Here is a 24,171-nt window from a genome sequence, read left to right on the forward strand (position 1 = left end):
TGAATGTGCTCATGTGCTATTCAGGTTGAGGAATGGCACATTAATAATTTAGTAATTAGCACATTATAAAATGGGTTCCCCGAACAAGGTGCCTACGGAGCAGTCTGTGATGAGCACGTCTACATAGTCGCCTTTCTTGAAGTTCATCTTGGGGAAGATGACCACTTTGTTCTGATCGTTGCGCCCGCTGAGCATGTCATCTGAGCGCTTGGAGAAGTTTTCTACCAAGACCTTAGATACTTTGCCTACATCCAGTTTGTTCCTCTCAAGGGAGTAGTGACGCTGCTTGTCAATGATTTCCTGAAGGCGACGCTTCTTCGTTTCAAGGGGAACATCGTCCTTTAGTTTGCGAGCCGCCAACGTGCCGGGGCGCTCAGAGTAGAAGAACATATAGGCGTAGTCATACTGCACGTAATCAATAAGCGACAACGTGTCCTGGTGCTCTTCCTCAGTCTCGGTGCAGAAACCGGCGATCATGTCGGTGGAGATTCCGCATTCCACGCCCAAAATACGGCGGATGGCGTCTACGCGCTCCATGTACCAGGCACGGTCATAGGTGCGGTTCATAAGGTCCAGCACGCGCGAGTTGCCGCTCTGGGCCGGCAAGTGGATGTATTTGCAGATGTTGTCGTACTTTTTCATGGTGTACAATACATCATCCGTGATGTCTTTAGGATGAGAGGTGGAGAACCTTACGCGCAGCTCCGGACTTATCAAAGCCACCTTTTCCAGGAGTTGGGCAAAGTTTACTCTTTCTATTCCATCTTCTGAGGCCCACTTGTAGGAATCTACGTTTTGGCCAAGCAACGTCACTTCTTTGTAGCCTTGGGCTACCAGTTCCTGGGCTTCTCGCACGATAGAGTGAGCATCACGGCTGCGCTCACGGCCCCGGGTGAAGGGCACCACGCAGAAAGAACACATGTTGTCACAACCCCGCATGATGGACACGAAGGCACTTACCCCATTATTGTTTAACCGAATAGGGTTAATATCAGCATAGGTTTCTTCGCGGGAGAGCAGCACGTTTACGGCTTTCTGGCCGCCGTCTACTTCATTGATGAGGGAAGGCAGATCACGGTAAGCGTCTGGGCCCACTACCAGATCCACCATTTTCTCTTCTTCCAGCAGGTTCTTCTTCAGACGTTCGGCCATGCAGCCCAATACACCTACTACCAAGCCAGGTTTCTTTTTCTTCAGGTGCTGCAACTGGGTTAACCGATGACGCACGGTTTGTTCCGCCTTCTCCCTAATGGAGCAGGTGTTCAACAATACCAGGTCAGCGTTGGTCACTTCTGAGGTGGTGTCAAATCCGGCTTCAAACAGGATAGACGAAACGATCTCGCTATCAGAGAAATTCATCTGGCAGCCGTAGCTCTCAATATAAAGTTTACGCTGGCGACCAGTGTTTGAATCAGTCGTAACTTTGGTATCACACGCAGCAGCTTGCTCCGGCGTGCGGTTGTCAATGAAGTCTAAGTCCAGAATGGGTGCGTGCATAAAGGGCAAATTAAAACACAAAGGTAAGCAAATTTGCGCGTTTGTGACAGAATGGCAGATGGTTTTTTATGGTTAAGGTCCATCGTTTTAGCCCTCTTTTTTTGAAAAGAAGCTGATAACTCAACTGATGGAATAAAGGAGGAAGGGTAGGAATTACCCGCCAATATTCTGCAAAACCTTGGTGATGGCTGCCGCTTTCAACAGGCATTCCTGGTATTCCTGCTCCGGATCTGAGTCATAGGTGATGGCGCTGCCTACTTCAAAGGAAAGGTATCCCGTTTGTGCGTTGTATTGGAGACTGCGGATAACCACGTTAAAATCGAAGTCACCATTGGGTAGAAAGTACCCGAAAGAACCGGAGTAAAGGCCCCTTTTGGTTTTTTCATACTTCTCAATCAGTTCCAAGGCCCTGATCTTGGGTGCACCCGTCATGCTGCCCATGGGAAAGGTTGCTTTTAGAACCTCAACCGAACTTATTGAATCAGATACTTGCCCAATAACCGTGGAGATCATCTGCCAGACATACCGGAACCCGTACAGACCGAAAAGTTCTTCGACCTGCACCGTGCCGGTAATGGCCACTCTGTTTAGGTCATTGCGCACCAGGTCCACGATCATCATGTTTTCGGCCTGCTCTTTCTCGCTGGACGCTAAAAGGTCCCGTTTGCGTTCATCCTCTTCTGGAGTAGCTCCGCGTCTGATGGTGCCTTTGATGGGTTGAGAAATAAGTAGATTGTCTTTCTTTTTTAAGAACCTTTCGGGGCTGGCACACAGCAAAAAATGGTCTTCTACTTTAAGAAATCCTGCAAATGGGGTAGGGGAGGCTTGGTTCAATTTCCAGAAGAGCGGAAGCGGGTATAATCTGGCATTTTCGGCATAAAACTCCTGGCAGTAATTCACTTCGTACACATCACCCTCCAGAATATGTTGGCGAAGTTGCTCTACCGTTTGCAAGTATTCCTCTTGGGTAATACGGGGCTGGGTTTCCACCCTCTTTTCTGAAAAGTGGCCCGAAAACGGAGTAGCTTGAATTACCCCAGCAATGTCTGCAGGATCCTCTGATTGGGAGTGGATGGTTACGGTATCTTCCGTCCAGACAAGCCAAACTTCGGGTCGGAAAAAGTACATTTCTGGAAAACCTACGAAATCAGGGTGGTAGCTTTGCAGGTCTTCAATCCCATTTTTCAGGTCATACGTCAGGAAACCGAGCAGGGGAAAACTCCCTTCTTCCTGGAGGCGTTTCTGAAGTTTTTTCCAGGAAGTTACGTCTTCCTCGCTTTTGTGCCGGCGAACTCCCAGCATGTTAACGAAAGCCCCATGCCGATAAGAAATCTGGTTCGGTTCATAGTAGGCCACTAGTTCGTTCCTTTCTGCCGCCCAAGCCAAAGCTTTCTGCTTCCATACCGAGACAGGAAAAGGCAATTGGGAAAGAAGCAGGGTTACAGATGGCATGAAATAAATTGGATAATACCGAGCGACAAAGATAAAGAGATTCGGTATCCTTCAAGCGAGGAAACGGGTTAAATCAGAAGGGATAACTCTTTGGCTTTTGGCTTGGTTTAGCAAAAGAACCCTGAAACAGGCAAAAGTAAATTGGGGTTTTCGGGCCCAATCAGGAAAAAGAGCATAAAAAAAGGATGGTAGTCACACCATCCTTCTCACTATATAAACGGTTGTTTGTTTATACGATTGCTTTTTGCTCCACGTCTGCCAAAATGCGGCCACAGTGCTCACAAACGGTGATTTTTTTATGGGCGGCAATGTCTGACTGACGTTGCGGAGGAACGGTGTTGAAGCATCCGCCGCAGGCATCGCGCTTCACGGTTACCACGGCCAGGCCGTTACGTACGTTCTTGCGGATACGGTTGTAAGCGAAAAGAAGGCGCTCTTCAATGTGTTTCATCGCCTCTTCTTTCTCGTCGTTCAGTTTGCGCTCATCTTCCTCGCTCTCGTTCACCATCACCTGCAATTCTGCATTCTTAGTGTTCAAGTCTTTCTGGCGCTCTTCCAGACGGTTTTTGGTTTCCTGGATCTCCAGGTTCTTTTGCTCTATCTGGAAATTAGCCTCGCGGATTTTTTTCTCGTTGATCTGGATTTCCAGTTTCTGAAGCTCAACTTCTTTGGTGATGGCGTCAAACTCGCGGTTGTTGCGCACATTCTCCTGTTGCTCTTCGTATTTCTTGATCAGTTTCTCAGCGTCCTTGATGCCTTGTTTGCGGTTAGCAATGGATTGCTGCAGTTCCGCGATCTCATCATCAAATTTGCTTACGCGTACTTGGTAGCCGGCAATCTCATCTTCCAGGTCACGAACCTCTTCCGGAAGGTCGCCTCTAATTTGTAGAATCTTGTCCAATTGAGAATCTAAGCTCTGAAGTCTTAGAAGTGCATCTAACTTACTTGCTACAGTACTTTCCATGTATAATTTAGCTGTGTCTTACGGGATTTGTAGGGGTATTTGACAAATCAACTGCAAAATTAGGAAAAGATTTTGTAAGTATATCATAAAAAAGCTCCTTCGTATAAACTTCGCTTTCATAGTGACCCACATCCACTAAGGTGAATTGCTCGGTGGCCTCAAAAAACTCGTGGTACTTTAAATCGGCGGTGATGAATACGTCCGCGTTGGCGGCTTTGGCATGCCGGGTCAGGAAACTGCCAGCCCCTCCACAGACCGCCACCCGTTTGATGGGTTTCTGGGGCCAGGCCGTATGCCGGAAGGTTTCAATCTGGAGTTTTTCCTTTACGTGCTTTACAAAAGTTTCGGGAGAAAGGGCTTCCTCCAACTCACCCACCATTCCGGCGCCCACTTCCTGGTCTTCGTTTTGCAGCGCCACCAAGTAGTGGGCCACTTCTTCATACGGATGCGCCTGCAGCAGGGCCCGCATGATCTGGTTTTGTTTGAACGTGGGGAAAATGACTTCAATCTTATTCTCGATGGTTTCCTCGGTTTTGCAGGGTTCCCCGATGTGCGGATTGGCTTGGGCTGATGGCGTGAACCGTCCAGTACCCGTGATCCGGAAACTGCAGTCAGAGTAATCCCCAATCTGCCCAGCCCCGGCCTGGTGCAAAGCCGCCAGCACTTTCTCCGTGTCCTCCAGCGGAACGTAGGTTTCCAGTTTAGTGAGCAGCTGGGTTTTGGGTGCCAGTACTTTGGGGTTCTTTATTTCAAGTTTCTCGCACAGTTTGGCATTGACGCCATTGTGAACATGGTCCAGATTGGTGTGACAAGCGAAAATTGCCACTTCGTTTTGAAGGGCTTTTAGCAAAATGCGCTCTACCGGTGTTTTGCCGGTAAGGCTTTTCAGCGGTTTGAAGATAACCGGGTGGTGGGCTACAATCAGGTTACAACCTCGCTCAATTGCTTCCTCCACCACTTCCAGGGTACAATCAAGGGTGACGAGCACACGGGTAACCGTGGTGTTGGGATCTCCTACCTGCAACAAAGCATTGTCATATGATTCCTGGTAGGCGGGAGGGGCATACCGTTCCAGCACCTTTACCACTTCTTTAATCTTGGTCATGCGATAGGTTTAAAGCCGTTGACGGCAAAGAAAGTTAAAATTCGTGTACTTTTGCAGCTTATGCCTGCTAAGCTGCCTGCCCTCCGTTATCTGCTGTATCCTTTCGCGCTGCTGTACGGGGGTATTATGCGTCTACGGAACCGCTTATACGATCTAGAGGTATTCCAGGTCTATAAGGCGCCCATTCCGGTAATCTGCGTTGGAAACCTGAGTGTGGGCGGAACCGGCAAAACTCCGCAGGTTGAGTATTTGGCGCGCCTCCTTCAGTCCCACAAGGTAGCGGTGTTGAGCCGAGGGTATAAAAGGACTACCAAAGGCTTTGTCTTAGCCGATGAACACGCCTCCGCCGCCACCCTGGGCGATGAACCCTTTCAATACACCCAAAGCCTGCCCCAGGTACGGGTAGCGGTATGTGAGAAAAGAGCAGCGGGCATTCAGCGGTTGCTTCAACTTTTACCTGATTTGGAAGTGATCTTATTAGACGATGCCTTTCAGCACCAAGCGGTGAAAGCGTCACGGTACCTGCTGCTTTCTGATTATAACCGCTTGTTTACCCAGGATCACCTTTTGCCCATGGGCCTTTTGCGGGAGCCCAGGAGCGGAGCCAGACGGGCCCAGGCGGTAGTCATCACCAAGTGCCCGAATCTCCTTTCAGCAGACCAACAACAAACTATTAAAAACCAGGTGCAGCGGTATACTTCTCCTAACACCCCTGTTTTCTTCTCGCAAATTGTCTACGCAGCCGCTGTACCGGTTGGACCCGCAAAAACGTTAGGAAACAAACTGATTCTGGTGACCGGCATCGCCAACGCCCAGCCTTTAGTAAGCCACCTGCAAAACGAGGGCTTTGAGTTGGTGCGGCATTTTGACTGGCCAGATCATGCGGCGGTGACCAGGGAGCGGGTAGAGGAAGTGGTGGTTTTTTATTTCGGTTTGCAGGACCCCAGTGTAAGTATCCTGATGACGCAGAAAGATGCCGTAAAATGGCAGGAACCGGCTTTAAGGCTCCTTTGGGGAAAACTGCCTCTTTTCTACTTGCCTATTGCCAATGCTTTTGCCCCGCAGGAACCTTCCTTTGATGAAACCATTAGAGGGTGGGTACCTTCAAAGGGTTCAGATTTAAATTCTTAATTTTGGACGTGACTTATAAGAAACTTTTAGCTGCGGCTATTTTGGTGTGGCTGGGTACTTTCCCCCAGGCGCATGCCCAGATCCTGAACGATTCCACCAAAGCCATCTATGGCTCGGCTACTACCCTTGTGCTTTATGAGGCAGATATCTTCAAAGGAAATCTCACTCCCTCGCGTATAGACACCTCCCTAACCCGGCTCCCCAACTTTCGGTACTGGTACTATGACACCACCTTGCAGCAGAACCTGGGCAACGTAGGCACGGCCTCCCAACCGCTGTTCTGGCGCATGCCCACGCAGTTAGGGAACCGGTTAGGTAGAAACGCCTTTGATCCCTATGCGGTGAATCCCTCAACTATTCCTTACTATGACACCAAGTCGCCCTACACGTTCCTGAACTTCACCCAGGGAAGTCTGGGCGAGCAGATTTTCAGGGCTAAGCATACCCGCAATGTTTCGGCCAACTGGAACGTGGGCATCGGGTACGAACGGGTGGGAGCTGAGCGCCAGATAGGAAGTATAGGCGCTGGTCGTGACGCGTTTGTGAGCCACTACGGATTACAGGCGTTTACCCATTACTACAGCAAAAACAATAGGTACCGGATCATGGCTAATTACAGCCAGACCAGTCATGAGCAAATTGAGTTGGGAGGCATCCAGCCCGAGGGCGATGATCTAATTGACAGCCTTTTTGACTACAAAGACGAAGCCGTTTGGTTACAAAGAGCTTCCTCTGAGGAAAAGCGCCATAATTTCCATGCCACCCAATGGTACAAATTGCTGGGCCCAGGGCTGCAGTTGTACCACACCGTTGATGTGAACAGCCAAACCAATTCCTACTCAGACCAGCAATTACCCTATGAAAGTGCAGACGGAGGAAACGAAGAGCAACAGACCCTGAAGTTTTACCCGCGCGCGCGCCTGGACAACACCCGCACCTATGATGACTCCTACTTCAAGCAAGTGGAGAATACGTTTGGAGTGATGGGCAGCGGCAAGTTGTTCGTGTACCGTGCCTATGCCAAAAGGAGGGATGGATCGTATGAAGTAACCGCTGAAGGTGTGAACCGGGTAAGACGTGTAGGGCAGGAAGATACGTTGGTGTATTATGTACAACGCCAGAAAAGAACCATCGCCGACAACTTCATAGGAGGCGAGGCCCAGTTCCGGCTCAAGAACGACATCTACGTCACCACTGATGCCGAGTTTCAGGTTGGCGGAGGTGATTACCGCATTAATGCCCAGGCACGGTACAGGTACCTTTCCCTACGGCAGACCCGGTCCTCGTATTCACCTACGCTGTTGCAGCGGGTTTTTATCAGCAATCATTTTGAGTGGTACCGGGATTTTGAGAACATCCAGGCTAATCAAACGGCAGCTACTTTGGAGGCAGGTTACAAAAACCACTACCTGAACGGCCAGTTGCAGTTCACCAACCTGCGCAATTACGTGTATTACCAGGACTCCGTAAACAACGATGACTCTGAGTGGGCTACTCCGGCGCAAGTGGCAGGTAATACCAACCTGGTGCAAGCGAGTCTTCGGTACAAATTGAACGTGAAGTCCTTTGTTTTTGACAACACCGTCTATTACAACAAGGTCACCGGCGAAAACGTGATCAGGATGCCTGAGTGGTACGTGAATTCCAAAGCCTATGTACAAGGGCCAATGTTCAAGAACGCCATTTACGTACAGACCGGCCTGGAAGTAAACTGGCACTCTTCCTACTACGCAGATGGCTACATGCCCGTCACCCAGCAGTTCCACTTACAGAACAACTTCCTGGTAACAAGGTACCCTACCTTAGACGTCTTCCTGAACACCGACATTAAAACCGTTAACCTGTTCCTGAAGGCCAGCAATGTGAACACAGTGGTCAGAAGCTGGGAACAGGGCTACTTCGCTACTCCGTACTACGTGGCCAATCCGTTCAGCTTCATTTTCGGGTTGCATTGGAATTTCTATGATTAAATAAGGGCAACTAAAGTAATGGATAGCTAGACCCTGCACCTTACTTTTGCAGAAAGCTGTTTTCTATGTGTTTTATCGAAAGCACCTTGAAAACAGCTTTTGCATTTTGGACTTCGGTCCATCCATCAAACGAACTTTTGAATATAACCTCTCGTGGCAAAATCGATCTTAAAACTGCAGCTTCCCACTGATCCCCGCTGGGTGAACATCGCGGAAATGAACATTCAGGACATTCTGGTAGACCACGCTTATTGCGAGCAGAAAGCCGCCACCTCGGGCATTTCGCTCATTGTCAAGTATCCCGATAAAACCAAATTGGTGGAGGAAATGACCGCTTTGGTGGCTGAGGAGTGGAGTCACTTTGAACGGGTGCTGGACGAGCTGAAGAAGCGGGGTTTTGAACTGGGCCGTAACCGGCCGGATGAATACGTGGTACAGCTGAGCAAACACATCCGGAAAGGCGACAGGCGCGAGCGCCAATTGATGGACCATTTACTGGTTAATGCCTTGATTGAAGCCCGGTCCTGCGAGCGTTTCAAGCTACTCTGGAAAAACCTTCAAGACGAAGGCCTGCAGAAGTTTTACTACGAACTCATGGTTTCAGAGGCTAGCCATTACGTGAGCTTCGTGAAACTGGCTAAAGAATACATGCCCAAAGAAGTGGTGGATGCTCGCCTCCAGGAACTACTGCAGATTGAAGCTGAAATCATCGCCAAACTGGAGCACCGCCCAGACCGGATACATTGATTGTTCATTGTTAATTGCTGATGGGTCTAACCTAAAAGCCTGATGCCGTTTTGGGACTATTTTTGTAAATAGTCCCAAAACGGCATCAGGCTTTATTTATTTAAATTTGATGGTAAAACCACCTAAAACCAACAAAAAAACAATCAGCAATGAATCACGTTTTCTGTTTCTTCTTCTTAGCGGCTGGAAACAGGATGTTATTTAAGATCAACCGATATCCGGGAGAGTTGGGGTAGAGAGACAGATCGGTGGGTTCCTCCTCCACGAAGTGCTGGTAGTCCTCGGGGTCATGGCCTCCGTAGAAAGTCCAGGTTCCCTTCCCGAAGGTTCCGTGAATGTAACGGGCTTCGTCAATGGACTTGGTTTCGCCCATCACCACCACCTCAGACTTGATCAATTTTTTCTTAAAACCGGTAGTCAGGCCCATAAAGCCTTTGATGGTTTTGACGTGGTTCTGGGTAAGCATGGTAGGAATGGGGTCCCACTTGGCCGAATACGTGAAGAGCTGAAAGAAGTCATTGTTCTCCCGCAGGCCGCGCTCTAGTTGCGAGTTGTCAATGTTGGAAAACTCGGGGTGGTAAGGGTCTCTGATGAGGGTGAAGTCCTTGAAGGCAAAGGTGTTCCCGAAGTTCAGCTTCTGTTGGGCTTGAGGATCTGAGGCATCGCCGTCAAACATGCTCTCGGTGATGTCCAGGCCCACAGCCGCCAGGGCAATGTCATAGGTGTCAGTGGCCGAACACATGGCAAACATAAAGCCTCCGCCGGCGCAGAAGTCTCTTACGCGTTGGGCCACGGCGCTTTTCAGTTGGGGTACCTTCGCATACCCGAAGCGCTTAGCGGTGGCTTCTGCCTCGCGTTTCTGCTCTATGTACCACGGGGCGTTCCGGAAGGCCGTATAGAATTTTCCGTGCTGTCCGGTAAAGTCTTCGTGGTGCAGGTGCAGCCAATCGTATTTCGGCAGTTTGTCTTCCAGGATTTCAGGGTCATAGACAATGTCGTAGGGAATCTCGGCGTAGGTGAGCACCAAGGTCACGGCATCGTCCCAGGGCTGTTTTGACTTAGGGGAATACACCGCAATTTTGGGCGCCTTCTCCAGTTTCATCACGTCCATGTTAGATTCAGGGGCCGCGATTTGGCTTAGGATCTGGCTGTACTGCGCATCAGAGATGGCCTGGTAGGTGATGCCGCGTACCACCAATTCGTTTTCAATAGGGTTTGCCTGTTTCATGGCAAAAGCGCCGCCCTTGTAATTCAACAGCCATTCTACCTCCACCTGCCGTTGGAGGGCCCAATATGCCAACCCGTAGGCTTTCAGGTGGTTTTTCTGGGTTTCATCCATAGGCAGGAGCAGGTAAGAGGCCCAACTGGCCGTAGACACCAACTGCAAGACCAGCAGAAGAAATAAAATCCGGGGCAAATTCTTCATCAGGAATGGGTTTGGAACGAATTTAAGAAAAACGGGCAATAAACAGGAAAACCATTACTTTTATAAAAGTAAGAAAGAGCTCACTTGTACGACACATATAGGGTACCGGTACAGGCTTCAGAGATAACATGGATCTTTTAGAAAACACAAAGGAAGGTTTCCGCTCTATCAAGGGCAATTTGCTCCGTACGGTGCTCACGGCCCTTATCATCTCCATCGGGATTATGTCTTTGGTAGGTATTCTAACGGCAATTGAGGGCATCAAGTATTCCGTTTCCAGCACATTTTCTTCGTTAGGGGCTAATTCCTTTGACATTGAGAAGAAATGGGAGGGCGGCGGCATGCAGGGTGGTCGGCAAAACAAGGTGTACCCCAACATCACAGAGTTCCAGGCCCGCCAGTACAAAGAGCTTATGGCCGACAAAGCCCGGGTGAGTTTGTCTACCTGGGTCAGCGGAAACGTTTCTGTGAAAGCAGGCAGTATCAAGACCAACCCCAACATGGGTTTGATTGGCGGCGATGAGAATTACCTGGTGAACGAGAACTATGACCTGGAACTTGGCCGTCCTTTCTCCAACCTGGAGATTGAAAGTGGGGCACCGGTGGCTATCATTGGCGATGAAGTGGCTGAAAAGCTTTTCCCGAAACAAAGCCCCGAAGGCAAAAGCATGATCCTGATGGGCCGCAGGTTCAAAGTCATAGGGAAGATCAAAAGTACGGGCGGTGGTTTAGGCGGAGGCGGAAGTAACCGCCGCATCATCATCCCGCTGGAAACAGCCACCCAAATTCCTACGCCAAATCCTTTGACCTTTGAGATTAAGTCCGCCATCCTGAATGAGTCCAGCCTGGCCTTTGCCATGGAGGAGGCAACCGGCATTATGCGTAAAGTGCGGCAAGACCAGTTAGGACAGGAAGATTCCTTTAAGATTACCCGCAGCGATTCAGTGGAACAAGAGTTAAACAACATCACCGGTTACCTTAAAACGGGTGGTTTTCTGGTAGGCTTTATCACCCTACTGGGCGCCTCCATCGGGTTGATGAACATCATGATGGTAAGCGTAACCGAACGTACCCGGGAGATAGGGATCAGAAAGGCCTTGGGGGCCACCATCAAGCAGATCAGGTTGCAGTTCCTGATTGAGGCTATTGTGATTTGCGTTCTGGGTGGAATAGTGGGTATTTTATTGGGTATCTTGATGGGCAACGGCATTGCCATGCTCATCGGGAAAGGGGAGTTCTTTGTTCCTTGGCTATGGATGATCGTGGGTATGCTCATCTGTATAACCGTAGGGCTGGTTTCGGGCTACTATCCCGCCTACAAAGCCTCTAAACTTGATCCCATTGAGTCACTCCGCTATGAATAGGAGACCCATTCCAGTTCCTATTTTATTCTTTTAACCTTCGGCAATGTTTTCTTAGGTCTTTCATGGGCCAAAGAAAACATTGCTTTTTTACGAATTACCTACAGAACCAGCATGACCCTGTTCAACAAGAAACTCTTCACTGGGGCTCTTTTTTCTAAAAGTTCTTTTCCGCTGGATTTTCTCCTGAACCTGAAGTACCTATTCCGTTGGTTAGGATTGGCTTTTCTGGTGGGCCTAATGGCAGGCAGCGCCTCGGCTTTGTTTCTCACGTGGTTGGATAAAGCCACCCTGTACCGCGAAACCCATCCCTGGATCATTGCATTTTTACCCTTAGGAGGTTTCCTGATTGGGTGGGCTTATCACCAATGGGGCAGAGAAGCCGAAGGAGGCAATAACCTGTTGTTGCAAAGCATTCAAATGCCTTCTTGTAAAAGAATTCCTTTGGTGATGGCACCCCTGGTACTTGGGGCCACCTTAATTACCCATTTGGTAGGAGGCTCGGCCGGACGCGAAGGAACCGCGGTACAAATGAGCGGGGCCCTCGCCGATCAATTACCGCCTTTCTTCAAATTACGACCCCGTGACCGGAAGATCATTCTGATCTGCGGGGTAAGTGCGGGATTCGCCTCGGTCTTCGGGACGCCCTTGGCCGGAGCGGTATTTGCCTTGGAGGTATTCCTGCTGGGGCACATGCGCTACAATGCCTTAATTCCTTCTTTTCTTGCGGCTTTGATAGCGCATACTGTGACTACCGCCTGGGGCGTGGGTCATACTTTGTATCCGGTGGTAGAGGTGCCATCGCTATCGGTTTGGACTATGGGGGCCACCTTGTTGGCTGGTATTTGTTTCGGGATGGCTGCCCGGCTGTTTTCCTGGGCTTCCCATTGGATTGGTAACACCTTCAAAAAGAGCATTGGGTACGCCCCTTTGCGGCCATTGGTGGGCGGAGCAGTCTTGGCTATGATCATCTGGGGATTGGGAACCACCAAGTACATCGGGTTGGGCATTCCTACCATTGTGGCCTCTTTTTCTGAGCAATTGCCGTCCTATGACTTTTTACTTAAACTCGCTTTAACTGTTCTTACCTTGGGCTGTGGGTTCAAAGGGGGAGAGGTGACACCCTTGTTTTTCATAGGTGCTACTTTGGGAAATGCGCTGTTCCCCTGGCTTCCGTTGCCGCTAGAACTATTGGCTGCCATGGGTTTTGTGGCCGTTTTTGCGGCTGCCGCCAATACTCCATTGGCCTGCACGCTCATGGGCATGGAATTGTTTGGCACTGGCTGCGGCATTTACGTGGGGCTGGCGTGTGTAGTGGCGTACTTGTTTTCAGGGCACACAGGCATTTATGGAGCCCAGGTGGTGGAGAGCAGCAAGCACCCGCTTTATGCACGCGAGACGGGTTCTAGGCTTTCAGGGATCAGACGTAGGGTTTTTTGAGGTGTTTTTCTAAAAAGGCCACAAAAAAAGCCTGACGTAAGTCAGGCTTTCAAATTATCTCAAAAAGAAATTACTTCTTAGCAGCGGGTTTGTTTGCTTTGTATTCCTCGTTCAAGCCTTTTACGGCATCTTCGGTGATGTCCAGGGTAGCGTCTCCGTACAGGATGGCGCTGTTACCGCGGGTGTAGGTCAGGACCATTTTATAGCCTTTCTCCTTGCTTACTTTCTTGAGATGGGCCTCTACTCTTTCGTAGATCTTTTTCATCTCATCGTTCTCGTCTTTGGCTAACTGCTGACCAGAGCTCTGTTGCTGGGCGGCTAGTTGCTGCTCTTTCTGGGCCAGGCGTTGTTCCGTGGCGGCTCGTTGCTCCTGGGTCATGCCCGCACCGGCTTGTCTGTATTGCTCCACTTCTCTCTGGAAACCGGTGGCTTTGGTACGCAGGTCCGTCTCCATTCTTTTTCCTTTGGCTTCCAGACGGGCTTTTACGTCTTTGAAGTACTGGTAGCGGCTCAAAAGCGAATCAGAGTTCACGAAAACAATCTCGGGTACTTCAGGAGCAGCCTCGGTGGTTTCTTCATCAGCGGCGGCGGTACTTTCAGGGGCGGTAGTGGCCTCGGTTTTAGTGGCCGTGGTAGGAGTGGTTGCCTTATCTTTATTGCAGGCGGCAAAGGAAGCTGATAACACAGCCAATAAGAGAAGCTTTTTAGATACGCTCACAGTCAATTATTAAGGTTTTAAAATATGATCAGGAGCCACGAAGATCTTTTCGTGGCTCCTGATCAGGGATTAGGGACCCAATTTAAGAAAATTATCGTAAGCCCGGGAATGTAGGGGACAAGAAGATTAATTTCCGCTGGCCCGGTTCACCTCATCTAAACTGCCGTTACGACGCTTCATCTCAAATTTTTCGCCTTTGTTGAAGCGGTAGCGCAGGTTCAGGCGTACGCTTTGTCCGTGGTGGTACATGTCAATCATGTTGGAGCTTCCATTCACGGTTGAGGTGCCTTTCATTACCTGGGTCCTGAAAATATCGGTCAAAGCCAGGTTCACTTCCAGTTGTTCTTTCAGGAAGGAGCGTTTCACCGCCACATCTACCCAGCCGGCTGGTTTGGTGGTGTACACGTTGAAGACTCCTTTGCCACGGTAGCTTCCGTTTACCTCCAGTTTGAAGTTTCTGGGCAGTAAGATGTTGTTGCTGATCTGGGCCATCAACATGGTTTGCGCGTTCCGTAGGGTTTTACCATCCACAAGGGTGTTGTATATCTGGTGAGCTACCGTGAAGTTGTTGTTCATGTTCCATTTAGAGGAGACCGTCACAGGAGCAACCAAGGTGGCGTTTACCGTTTCACTTTCAACGTTGCTCTGCTGGAAAATCATTTTGTTTTCCTCTGGATAGAAAGTAGGAACCTCAGAGATATCGTCTTTGGTATGGGCGTAGCCGATGATCAGGTTGTAGTTCTTTCTAAAGGTCTGGGTCACCTGGAAAGAGTTGGTGTACTCAGGTCTTAGGTAAGGATTCCCCTCGGCGTAGGTGTTCGCGTCAATGTAGAACCGGAAAGGGTTCAGGTTGCTGTAGCGCGGACGGAAGATTCTGCGGCTGTAGTTGTAGCCAATGGTGTAGTTGTCTGAGACCTTCTGCTGCACAAACACGCTGGGGAACCAATCAAGGTAGGAGCGGGGAGTCACGCGCTGGTTCGGGATGGAATTCCCTTTAGAATCTGTGTATTCTGCCCGAAGCCCTGCTTGTAAGGTGAATCTTGAATTCAAAGTGGCGTTGAAGTTGGTGTACCCGGCATAGATGTTCTCGTCGTAGATGAAGTGATCTCCGGGGCGATTGGCATCAGGAACGCGCTGGGAACCTTCTTTAGCGAAGAAGTCAATCTGGTTGTCAGACTCCACGTAACTTACTTTTGCCCCAAGTTCCAGTTTGCCTTTGATGCTGGGGAAAGAACGGGCGTAATCTGCCTTGGCTGAGTAGATCTGGTAAGAAGTTGGGTTCACCGTTTCAAAAAAGTCTGTTTCAGTGTTGGGCTTATAGTCAAAGGTTCTGTTGTTGAGGTAGTCACTAGGGCTGGTGTCTGAGATGCGCGCCACGTCAATATCTCCCGAAAGGGTGGTGCCCAGGGTATCTAATTTTCCGGTGTAGTGCGCATTGAAAGAGATGCTGTTGAACCTACCTCTGTTGTGGGTGGTAGTTTGGTTGAAGATGGCACCTTCTTCTTTGGGGTCTACAATGGTTGAGTTGGTGTTCACACCGGCGTTGGTGCGGGAGTGCGCAAGGTTGACGCTGGCGCCCAGGCTATGGTTTTTGTTTAGATCATAGTCGGTGCCAAAACGGGCCGATGGGGCAAAGGTGGTGCCTTCCTCTTTCCCGGAGGAAGTCAGGTAAGAGTTTTCGCCCTCCTGGTTGTAGATCCGGTTCATGGTGAACGTTCTTTTCTTTGGGCGCTGGGCCACATCTACGGTAGCGAAGGAGCTCCATTTACCTTGTTTCAGGTTGAGGTTCAGTCCGCCGTTCGCGCCGCTTTTGGTGTTGTTCTGGTAACCGCCGTATACGCTGCCGTTCAGGCCGGTCATGGTGTTTTTCTTCAGGTTGATGTTGATGATGCCCGCGGTACCTTCGGCATCAAACTTAGAAGACGGATTGGCGATGATCTCCAGGTTTTTAAGGTTATCGGCGGGCATGCCTTGCAGCATGGTTTGCAGTTGTTTTCCGTTCAGGTAGGTCAGCTTTCCGTCTATCATCAATTTCACCCCTTGCTTTCCGTTCAGTTGGATATTCCCGTCCTGGTCTACCCATACCCCCGGCGATTTGGTCAGCACATCATAGGCGGTGTTTCCGGCAGCCATAGCGGTTCCTTCCACACTCACCACCATTTTATCGGCTTGCACGTCTACCGCCGGACGCAGGTTGTTTATGGTCACTTCCTTTAAAACCTTGGAATCCTGCTTTAAGGCCGTTTTCCCGAAATCCTTGCTAAAGCCTGCACCGGTTACTTCAAAAGGTGCCAGGTCTTGGTTGGCAAAACCCATGGCACTGATGCGCAGAAGGTATTTACCGGGGGCGGGGGCTTTAAGGGTAAATTTTCCTTCCAGGTCAATGGCGGTGCCGGTGAGAAGAGAGGCATCTGAGGCCTTAAGCAAAGCCACGGTGCCGTAGCTGAGGGGAGCGCCTTTGTCATCTACCACCAGGCCGGTCAATGCGCCGGAAGTTTGGGCCAGGGCGGCCTGAGTCAGGAAAGCCAGAGCGGCTAATAAGAGCAGGAAATGATAAAACTTTTTCATAACGGTATGGATTTTATGGGGTGGTGGTTATATACAGTACTAGGTTATGCAAGGTACATGGGTAAAAAAAAAGCCAAAAGGCTACAGCAGAAGATGGTCTTGGCTGGTGAACAGCTTTTTAGAGTTCCCCGCACCATGGCCCGAGGTCAGGAACACATACCCGAAAACAACCGCTGTAAAGGAGCACAGGAATAATAATACCTGAAATAAGAGCTGGAGAAGGGTTAGGTTTTCCATGGTTATAGATTGATTTAGTTGCATTTATTTCTAAGAATGAAACAAAGATATCAGAAGGTACTATGTAAAGCAAGGTACTAGTGGAAATATTTTGAAAATATTTTGTTCCACTATATAAAAGCTGCCCTAAACCTGAATTAGGGGCCTTTTTTCCAAAATGGCCTTAAAAGAACAAGGCAAAAATTACTGTTGACTCCTTTTTCTTCCAGAATAGGACAGCTGATTAAACCTTAAAAGGCAAGAAGCCTAGAGCAGGGTACTTGTTCATTCTCTGAATTAAGTGGTGGCTTTGCCAACTAATATGACTGAAAGAAGGAACAGTTGGGCGCGGTGCTGCTTCAGAGAAATGAAGGAAAGACAAAAGGTAGAAACCCAAAAGAAAAGAGGCGGCTTGGTTCTAAAACTTTACTTAAAGAATACGTACTCCTATTTATAGGTCGATTTTACAAAAACGCGGCGAAAACGGAAGGGAGGATTCTTTCCCGTTGAAGCCTTACTTTATATTTTGGAGACAGAAAGAAAAGGAGTGGCCCTGATTCCCGTGCACGAGCGGGTGCTTACCTTCACCAAACGGTTCGGATTAGACGGTTTCCTGTTGGCCTTGCTGACCATGATTCTGTTGGCCTATGCCTGGCCAGCAATAGGTGCCGAAGACGGTCCGCTGCCCCTTGAGGAAATTACTACCTGGGGCGTGTCTCTCATCTTCTTTTTTTATGGACTTCGGTTAAGCCCCACAAAGCTGAAGGCCGGTCTCAGCGATTGGCGCCTGCACCTGGTAGTACAGTTGAGTACGTTCCTGCTTTTTCCGTTGCTGGTGTACGTGGCTCACCTTCTTTGGCCTGGTAGTGAACACCAACTTTTGTGGCTGGGCGTTTTCTATGTGGCGGCGCTTCCCTCCACGGTATCCTCTTCAGTGGTGATGGTATCCATTGCCGGGGGCAATATTCCGTCTGCTATCTTCAATGCCAGTATCTCCAGCCTCATCGGGGTTTTCATGACGCCCCTCTGGATGGGCTTATATATGAGCACCAGCTCTACCGCCGAGATGAATCTGGGAAGCATCATTCTCAAGCTGATGGTGCAGGTACTTTTGCCGGTGACTTTGGGGGTTTTGCTGCACAAGCGCTTCGGGGCATTTGCCGAGAAACAGAAAAGCAGGCTTCGGTTGTTTGACCAAACCATCATCCTGCTCATTGTCTATTCCTCGTTCTGTGAGTCTTTTGCCCGCCAGATGTTCCAGGGTTTTAGTGCCGGACAACTTTTGCTGCTAGGGTTGGCCATGGTGGTTTTGTTTTTCCTTGTGTTCGGGCTCATCCACGTTTTAAGCTCCTTTTTAGGATTCAGCCGCGAAAACCGGATCACTGCCATCTTCTGCGGATCAAAAAAATCGTTGGTGCACGGAACGGTTATGTCTAAAGTAATCTTCCCCGATGTAAACATTGTGGGGATCGTTCTCCTGCCGCTCATGCTGTACCATGCCCTACAGTTGATTGCCGCCAGCGTTCTCGCCCAGCAGATGGCGCAAAAGGAAAATTCAGAAAGGAACGACGAGTAAAAAGAAGGCCCGGCAATAAGTACATTGCCGGGCTTTCTTATTTCTTTTGGGCTTAGTGAGCCAACAGTTCATGGTAGGTTTCCTCGGCTTCCATTAAACCAGCCGGGGTGATGTTGGTCAGGCGAACGTGTTTCTGCTCGTTCACCAGCACCGGATCATATTTAGCCACCACGCGCACGTAATTTTCGGTGAAACCTTCCATAAAGCCATCGGTGATGTCGGCTTCAAACAGAACTTTCCCTTCGTACCCAATCTGGCTTTCGTAGAAAGCGCGTTTCTTCTTCTCGGATAAAATACGCAGCATGTCGGCGCGGCGGTTCCGTTCTTTCTGCGGCACCACGCCCGGCAACTCGATGGCCATGGTGTTGGCGCGCTCTGAGTAGGGGAACACGTGCAGGTAGCTGATGTCTAATCCGTTCAGGAAGTTGTAGGTCTCCAGGAAATCCTCCTCCGTTTCGCCCGGAAAACCCACGATCACATCAACCCCAATGCAGGCGTGCGGCATAGCGGCTTTGATCCATTCTACCCGTTGGGCATACAGTTCACGAAGGTAACGGCGACGCATCAGCTTCAGAATCTTGTTGCTGCCTGATTGCAGCGGAACGTGGAAGTGCGGCATAAAGCGCTGAGAACTTGCTACAAATCGGATGATCTCTTCACTTAAAAGATTAGGTTCAATGGACGAAATCCGGAAGCGGTTTACGTTCTGCACCTGGTCCAAAGCCTGCACCAACTGGAAGAAGTTTTCCTTGCGCACACCCTCCTGCAACCCGAAATCACCGGTATTAACGCCGGTAAGCACAATCTCCTTCACCCCGGATTCCCCGATTCTGCAGGCTTCGGCGACCACTTTCTCAATGGTGTTGCTGCGGCTCTTGCCGCGAGCCTGCGGAATGGTGCAGAAGGTGCATGAATAGTCACAGCCATCCTGAACTTTCAGGAAAGTGCGGGTACGGTCCCCGAAGGAGTAGGCGTTCACGAAAGTATTGGCCTCTGAAACGGCGCTGGCATGAACCTGCGGTGCGTCTTTCTTCTCAAAACCGTCCAGAATGTCTACCAACTGAAATTTCTCGGCGGCGCCCAAAACAGCATCCACACCTGGGATCTCGGAAATCTCCTTCGGTTTTAATTGAGCGTAGCAGCCCACAATGGTCACGAACGCGTTAGGCGAATGCTTGAGCGCTTCTTTCACCACTTTGCGGCACTTCTTATCGGCGTTGTCGGTGACAGAGCACGTGTTGATGACGTAGATATCTGGGGTATCGGTAAACTCCACCTTCTCGTACCCACGTTCCTGGAAAATCCGGGAGAGGGTAGACGTCTCAGAGAAGTTGAGCTTACAGCCTAATGTATAAAATGCTACCTTTTTCATAATCAAGCCACAAAGGTACGGAGAATAGGGAAATAGTTGATAGTGTTTGGTTCTTAGTGTTTCGTTGTGGCCTGTTCTGGGGAAATTTTAGGAAAATCGGGTTTAAAACAAATCAATTAATTGGTAAGAAGTTGGTGTTGTAGTCAGTTAAACTTTGATTTTAATTGCCAAAGAAAAAGGCACCCACAAGTGGTGCCCCTACCATTATATCATCCCCTGTAAAGTTACGCTGCTTTAAAGCTGGTTTTTAGAAACAATGCCTAAAACAATATTTCACTGTTTACCAGCCAACAGCAACTACTTCTTAAGGAAGTCTCCGAAACTGGTTTGCATGTAGGCTTTTCCTTGCTCTATTTGTTTGTCTGACACACCTTTTTCGCGCAGGATTGGCTTTTTAGAAACATTGTCAAAGGTCACAGCGCCCTGCGGTGAAACCATCCCGAAACCATCGTTGAAGACATAAAAGGCAAAGGAATTAGCCTTGGCATCAAAAAGGTTCTTGCTCCAGGCAAACTGGTGGGTGGGAATTCCCATCTGCTGCAAAAGCGTAGGAACCAGGTCAGTTTGGGAACCGATGTTGGAGACAACGGTATCTTTTACGGCTAAAGCACCCCCCGTGAGCAGCAACGGAATTCTGAATTTGCTTGGGGCATCGTTCTGGTCTCCGCCGGGGAAATGGTGTCCGTGATCTGCCACCAGCACTACAAGGGTGTTTTGCCACCAGGGCATTTTCTTGGCGGCTGAAATGAATCGGCCCAAAGCCCAGTCGGTGTAGTGGAAGGAGTTCTTGAAACGGGTTTCCTCATCGTTTCCCGGGAACTTGGCCTGAACCGGAATGTCGTAGGGTTCGTGGCTGCTTAGGGTGTACACCGTGGTCAGGAAAGGCTGCTGAGGGTTCTGATGATCGGCTAAGACTTTGTCAAAGAGGATGTGGTCATGCACGCCCCATTTGGAGTTGTAATCCTCGCTATTGAAATCAGATTTCTCCAGCAGTTGGTCATATTGCCCATTAATGAGATACGACTTAATGTTGGCAAAGGCTAACTCGCCTCCATAGTAATAGCTGGTTTGGTACCCCCGGCGTTTCAACTCGGAAGCCAGTTGGGGCAACCGCTCCGTCTTTTTAGGGGTTTTGATGATGGAGGTGGTGGTTTGCACCGGGTACCCACTCAGGAGCGCTACCATGCCTTTCTCGCTTCGGTCGCCGGCGGCATAGATGTTCTGGAACAGAATACCCTCTATGGCCAGGGCATTGAAGTTGGGAGTAACCTCTGGTGGTCCGCCTAACACCCCGATGAACTTGGCGGTGTAGCTTTCCAGAATGATGAATAGCACGTTTGGTTTCTTCACCTTCAGCAAAGAAGGAACAGAATCGCTTTTGGGCTGGTAGAGTTCCTGCACCAGGGCCTGAGCCTGTTTTTCGTCTAAATATTGATAAGGGTTTTGGGTGTTATGGTTCTTCTTGATCAGTGAATGCATTACGTTCCAGGGCACGTTGACACCCGCATGGTTCGCGAATAGCTTGGAAGAGAAATACACATCACTCTGGTTTAGGGGAATCTGCTGCCATCCGCCTCTGATAGGAAGTACCAACAAAGCCACCAGAAAAAAGCTCACCAGCAACTCGGCGGCCAGATGTTTCATTCCACGTTTTGGTGAGTTCTCCCACTTGCTTTTGATGAACCGGAACCCCAAAATTCCCAAAACCAGCAACAGCAGGAACATAAGAGCCAATAACCAGACCGGGGCCGATGCGGTAGAGGCCAGCATTTCGGCGGGCGTGTTCAGGTACTGCAGGGGCGTGGAATCCAGCCTGAACCCCCAGGCGGAGTATAGTTCCAGGTCAATGGTGATCAGTAACACCACTACCGGCAGCAAAACATAGGTGAAAACTGAGGCTATTTTCAAAAAGACCTGCTTTCTGAAAGCCACCTCATTTAAAAAGAGCAGAAAGGGGATCACACTCAGGTAGGCAGCAAAAGAGAGGTCCATCCGGAGACCGTACCAGAAAACTTTGGCCAATTCAGCCCCTGTGAGGGTAGTAGCTTTGGTGTGTTGGTAAAAAAGGAAAAAGGCCCGGCATATCTCAAAGAAGAGGGTCCAGAAGAGAAAGTAGCTGATAGATCGTAGAAGGATTCTTTTCACCCGGCAAATATACCGCTTGTAGGGCATCTGCAAAAAAGAGGTATTTTCTATAAAGGGGTTTCTTGTGAAAGGGGGCTATTTGGTTTTATGAGCATCTATTCTGATAAACTACTTCAAAATGAAGGGTGGTTTCTGGTAGTTTTAGCTTTATTTTTCAAAAAGTACCTTAAAAATGAGAGTGACTACTTGAAAGTTGTTTTTCTCTCTGTACATTTGGAGCAGATTCATTAAACCCATAAAAATTCATGGCCATTCTTCGTTTTAAGGCGCTGGAGTTGGTAAACCAACGCGAGCCAGTAGAGGTGAAGCTACCTTCTGACAAAATCTCTGATTACTATGGATGTAACGTTTTCGGTCTGGAGGCCATGCGTTCAACGTTGGCAGGGGACTATTTCAAACGTCTGCAGTTTGCCATCAGAACCGGCAGCAAAGTAGACCGTAACCTGGCCGATGCCGTGGCCGGGGCCATGAAAACCTGGGCGTTAAGCCGCGGAGCTACCCACTACACCCACTGGTTTCAGCCATTAACCGGTGAAACCGCCGAGAAACACGACTCATTCTTTGACCTAAGCTCAGACGGACGTGCCCTGGAAGTTTTTAAAGGTAGCGCCCTGGTTCAGCAGGAGCCAGATGCTTCTTCCTTCCCGAGCGGCGGTATCCGGAATACGTTTGAGGCCCGTGGCTATACCGCCTGGGACCCAACCTCTCCGGCCTTTATTATTGAAAATGCGGGTGCTAAGACCCTTTGTATCCCTACCATCTTCGTTTCCTATACCGGTGAGGCTCTTGACTTTAAAGCACCTTTGCTGAAAAGCTTGAACCTGGTAGAGAGAGCCGCCCTGGATGTTTGTCAGTACTTTGACAAAGACGTAACCAAGGTGACTACTACCTTAGGTATTGAGCAGGAGTATTTCCTGGTAGACCGTGCTTTGTACGAAGCCCGTCCTGACCTGGTGATGACCGGCAGAACCGTGTTCGGTCATGAGCCAGCCAAAGGCCAGCAGTTGGAAGACCACTACTTCGGAGCAATTCCCTCAAGAGTGCACGCCTTCATGATTGACTTCGAGGCGGAGTCGCACAAGCTGGGAATTCCTTTGCGTACTCGTCACAACGAGGTGGCGCCAAACCAGTTTGAGTGTGCTCCTACGTTTGAAGAAGCCAACCTGGCCGTAGACCATAACCAGTTGTTAATGGATATCTTAGACCGTGTTGCCGAGAAGCATCACTTTAAGGTATTGCTACACGAGAAACCTTACAAAGGCGTAAACGGAAGCGGCAAGCACAACAACTGGGCCCTGAGCACCGACACCGGCGTGAACCTGTTCGCCCCGGGCCGTCGTCCGAAAGAAAACCTGCAGTTCCTGACGTTCTTTATTACCACTGTAAAGGCGGTTCACCGCTACGCGGATCTGCTGCGCGCCAGCATCGCCTCGGCCAGCAACGACCACCGTCTGGGCGCCAACGAAGCTCCTCCGGCAATCATGTCAGTATTCGTTGGGAAGAAATTGACTGAGGTGCTGGATGAACTGGAGCGTACCGCTAAATTGCCGCTTGACAAAGGCGATAACGTGTACCTTAAACTGGGCATCGATAAGATCCCCGAAATCCTGTTGGACAACACCGACCGTAACCGTACCTCGCCTTTTGCCTTCACCGGTAACAAGTTTGAGTTCCGCGCGGTAGGTTCATCAGCTAACAGCTCCAACGCCATGACCACCCTCAACGCCATTGTGGCTGATCAGTTGATCGACTTCAAAAACAGCGTGGATGAGATGATGGCCCAAGGCAAGAAAAAAGAAGTGGCAATCATTGACGTGTTGCGCGAGTACGTGATCTCTTCCAAAGCCGTTCGTTTTGAAGGAAACGGCTATTCCAAAGAGTGGGAAGAAGAAGCAGAACGCCGTGGGTTGAGCAACATCCGCAAGACCCCTCAGGCTCTGGACAAATTGGTAGATGAGGTCTCTATGGGCATCTTCACCAAGCACAACATCTTCAGCACACGCGAGTTACACGCCCGTCATGACATTTTGCTGGAAGACTACATCAAGCGGGTGCAGATTGAGGCTCGCGTGATGGGTGACCTGGCCATGAACCACATCATTCCAACCGCCATTGCTTACCAGACCAAATTGGTGGAGAACATCAAAGGTCTGCGCGACATTGGGCTGGAAGACAACGAATACACGCAAACCACGCTTGAAACCATCAAAACCATCTCCGGTCACTTGACTACCATCAAGACGAACGTAGATGCCATGGTTGAGAAACGCAAAGTGGCCAATAAGATTGAAGACACCCGCGAGCGGGCCATCATGTACACCGATGAAGTGCTTCCTTTCTTTGAGACCATCCGGTACAGCGTAGACAAACTTGAACTGATTGTTGCCGATGAGCAATGGCCATTGGTGAAATACCGTGAAATGATGTTCCGTCATTAATCTTCATTACTTATAAATAAAAAGCCCCTGCCGAAACGCAGGGGC

Annotated in this window: 17 protein-coding genes; 7 read left to right on the forward strand and 10 right to left on the reverse strand. The window is 49.6% G+C overall.

The window, feature by feature from the left end:
• Positions 1-63: 63 nt before the first annotated feature.
• From miaB to EFB08_RS04510, 4 genes are all read right to left on the reverse strand, one after another.
• Positions 64-1,497: a tRNA (N6-isopentenyl adenosine(37)-C2)-methylthiotransferase MiaB gene (gene miaB / locus EFB08_RS04495; RefSeq protein ID WP_123125738.1), complete on the reverse strand. Its 1,434-nt coding sequence runs from the start codon at positions 1,495-1,497 to the stop codon at positions 64-66.
• A 153-nt stretch (positions 1,498-1,650) separates the two neighbouring features.
• Positions 1,651-2,949, reverse strand: coding sequence for an anthranilate synthase component I family protein (locus EFB08_RS04500; protein WP_123125739.1), 1,299 nt, complete (start codon positions 2,947-2,949; stop codon positions 1,651-1,653).
• Positions 2,950-3,178: 229 nt separating this feature from the next.
• Positions 3,179-3,913, reverse strand: coding sequence for a zinc ribbon domain-containing protein (locus EFB08_RS04505; RefSeq protein ID WP_123125740.1), 735 nt, complete (start codon positions 3,911-3,913; stop codon positions 3,179-3,181).
• A gap of 7 nt (positions 3,914-3,920) precedes the next feature.
• Positions 3,921-5,018 carry a Nif3-like dinuclear metal center hexameric protein gene (locus EFB08_RS04510; RefSeq protein ID WP_123125741.1) on the reverse strand — a complete coding sequence of 366 codons (1,098 nt, stop codon included), beginning with the start codon at positions 5,016-5,018 and terminating at the stop codon, positions 3,921-3,923.
• Between the two features lie 60 nt (positions 5,019-5,078).
• On the opposite strand from EFB08_RS04510, the gene lpxK reads away from it, so the two are divergent.
• From lpxK to miaE, 3 genes are all read left to right on the forward strand, one after another.
• A complete protein-coding gene (gene lpxK / locus EFB08_RS04515; RefSeq protein WP_227006212.1) occupies positions 5,079-6,149 on the forward strand; it encodes a tetraacyldisaccharide 4'-kinase in 1,071 nt (356 codons plus the stop codon).
• An 8-nt stretch (positions 6,150-6,157) separates the two neighbouring features.
• Positions 6,158-8,119 carry a putative porin gene (locus EFB08_RS04520; RefSeq protein ID WP_165864798.1) on the forward strand — a complete coding sequence of 654 codons (1,962 nt, stop codon included), beginning with the start codon at positions 6,158-6,160 and terminating at the stop codon, positions 8,117-8,119.
• A 153-nt stretch (positions 8,120-8,272) separates the two neighbouring features.
• Complete coding sequence (gene miaE, locus EFB08_RS04525) at positions 8,273-8,866, forward strand: tRNA-(ms[2]io[6]A)-hydroxylase (protein WP_165864799.1); 594 nt, start codon at positions 8,273-8,275, stop codon at positions 8,864-8,866.
• Between the two features lie 154 nt (positions 8,867-9,020).
• Here miaE and EFB08_RS04530 read toward each other — a convergent pair whose 3' ends face one another.
• Positions 9,021-10,292, reverse strand: a complete 1,272-nt coding sequence (locus EFB08_RS04530; protein ID WP_123125743.1) for an asparagine synthetase B — start codon at positions 10,290-10,292, stop codon at positions 9,021-9,023.
• 128 nt (positions 10,293-10,420) lie between these two features.
• Here EFB08_RS04530 and EFB08_RS04535 point away from each other — a divergent pair, with 128 nt between their 5' ends.
• Both EFB08_RS04535 and EFB08_RS04540 read left to right on the forward strand, forming a co-directional pair.
• Positions 10,421-11,656 (forward strand): ABC transporter permease, encoded by a 1,236-nt coding sequence (locus tag EFB08_RS04535; RefSeq protein WP_123125744.1) that lies wholly within the window; start codon positions 10,421-10,423, stop codon positions 11,654-11,656.
• 111 nt (positions 11,657-11,767) lie between these two features.
• Positions 11,768-13,093: a chloride channel protein gene (locus tag EFB08_RS04540; protein WP_123125745.1), complete on the forward strand. Its 1,326-nt coding sequence runs from the start codon at positions 11,768-11,770 to the stop codon at positions 13,091-13,093.
• Positions 13,094-13,163: 70 nt separating this feature from the next.
• Here the strand turns inward: EFB08_RS04540 and EFB08_RS04545 are convergent, their stop codons facing one another.
• From EFB08_RS04545 to EFB08_RS23425, 3 genes are all read right to left on the reverse strand, one after another.
• Positions 13,164-13,811 carry an OmpH family outer membrane protein gene (locus EFB08_RS04545; protein ID WP_227006213.1) on the reverse strand — a complete coding sequence of 216 codons (648 nt, stop codon included), beginning with the start codon at positions 13,809-13,811 and terminating at the stop codon, positions 13,164-13,166.
• Between the two features lie 126 nt (positions 13,812-13,937).
• The gene (locus tag EFB08_RS04550; protein WP_123125747.1) at positions 13,938-16,379 is read right to left on the reverse strand and encodes an outer membrane beta-barrel protein; all 2,442 of its coding nucleotides are present in this window, start codon (positions 16,377-16,379) and stop codon (positions 13,938-13,940) included.
• An 81-nt stretch (positions 16,380-16,460) separates the two neighbouring features.
• Positions 16,461-16,616, reverse strand: coding sequence for a hypothetical protein (locus EFB08_RS23425; protein WP_165864800.1), 156 nt, complete (start codon positions 16,614-16,616; stop codon positions 16,461-16,463).
• Positions 16,617-17,121: 505 nt separating this feature from the next.
• Between EFB08_RS23425 and EFB08_RS04560 the strand changes: the two genes are divergently transcribed.
• Positions 17,122-18,171: a bile acid:sodium symporter family protein gene (locus tag EFB08_RS04560; protein WP_227006214.1), complete on the forward strand. Its 1,050-nt coding sequence runs from the start codon at positions 17,122-17,124 to the stop codon at positions 18,169-18,171.
• Positions 18,172-18,223: 52 nt separating this feature from the next.
• Here the strand turns inward: EFB08_RS04560 and mtaB are convergent, their stop codons facing one another.
• Both mtaB and EFB08_RS04570 read right to left on the reverse strand, forming a co-directional pair.
• Positions 18,224-19,543: a tRNA (N(6)-L-threonylcarbamoyladenosine(37)-C(2))-methylthiotransferase MtaB gene (gene mtaB / locus EFB08_RS04565; protein WP_123125749.1), complete on the reverse strand. Its 1,320-nt coding sequence runs from the start codon at positions 19,541-19,543 to the stop codon at positions 18,224-18,226.
• Positions 19,544-19,840: 297 nt separating this feature from the next.
• Complete coding sequence (locus EFB08_RS04570) at positions 19,841-21,688, reverse strand: LTA synthase family protein (RefSeq protein WP_165864801.1); 1,848 nt, start codon at positions 21,686-21,688, stop codon at positions 19,841-19,843.
• 245 nt (positions 21,689-21,933) lie between these two features.
• On the opposite strand from EFB08_RS04570, the gene EFB08_RS04575 reads away from it, so the two are divergent.
• Entirely contained in the window at positions 21,934-24,126 is a 2,193-nt protein-coding gene (locus EFB08_RS04575) for a glutamine synthetase III family protein (protein ID WP_123125751.1), read from the forward strand.
• Positions 24,127-24,171 lie beyond the last annotated feature (45 nt).

Origin of the sequence: Rufibacter latericius (assembly GCF_003721515.1) — a bacterium.
GTDB lineage: Bacteria > Bacteroidota > Bacteroidia > Cytophagales > Hymenobacteraceae > Nibribacter > Nibribacter latericius.

Coding starts and splice junctions, on each gene's coding strand:
- miaB (WP_123125738.1), bottom strand. CDS start 1,497: ATGCACGCACCCATTCTGGACTTAGACTTCATTGACAACCGCACGCCG.
- EFB08_RS04500 (WP_123125739.1), bottom strand. CDS start 2,949: ATGCCATCTGTAACCCTGCTTCTTTCCCAATTGCCTTTTCCTGTCTCG.
- EFB08_RS04505 (WP_123125740.1), bottom strand. CDS start 3,913: ATGGAAAGTACTGTAGCAAGTAAGTTAGATGCACTTCTAAGACTTCAG.
- EFB08_RS04510 (WP_123125741.1), bottom strand. CDS start 5,018: ATGACCAAGATTAAAGAAGTGGTAAAGGTGCTGGAACGGTATGCCCCT.
- lpxK (WP_227006212.1), top strand. CDS start 5,079: ATGCCTGCTAAGCTGCCTGCCCTCCGTTATCTGCTGTATCCTTTCGCG.
- EFB08_RS04530 (WP_123125743.1), bottom strand. CDS start 10,292: ATGAAGAATTTGCCCCGGATTTTATTTCTTCTGCTGGTCTTGCAGTTG.
- EFB08_RS04535 (WP_123125744.1), top strand. CDS start 10,421: ATGGATCTTTTAGAAAACACAAAGGAAGGTTTCCGCTCTATCAAGGGC.
- EFB08_RS04540 (WP_123125745.1), top strand. CDS start 11,768: ATGACCCTGTTCAACAAGAAACTCTTCACTGGGGCTCTTTTTTCTAAA.
- EFB08_RS04550 (WP_123125747.1), bottom strand. CDS start 16,379: ATGAAAAAGTTTTATCATTTCCTGCTCTTATTAGCCGCTCTGGCTTTC.
- EFB08_RS23425 (WP_165864800.1), bottom strand. CDS start 16,616: ATGGAAAACCTAACCCTTCTCCAGCTCTTATTTCAGGTATTATTATTC.
- mtaB (WP_123125749.1), bottom strand. CDS start 19,543: ATGAAAAAGGTAGCATTTTATACATTAGGCTGTAAGCTCAACTTCTCT.
- EFB08_RS04575 (WP_123125751.1), top strand. CDS start 21,934: ATGGCCATTCTTCGTTTTAAGGCGCTGGAGTTGGTAAACCAACGCGAG.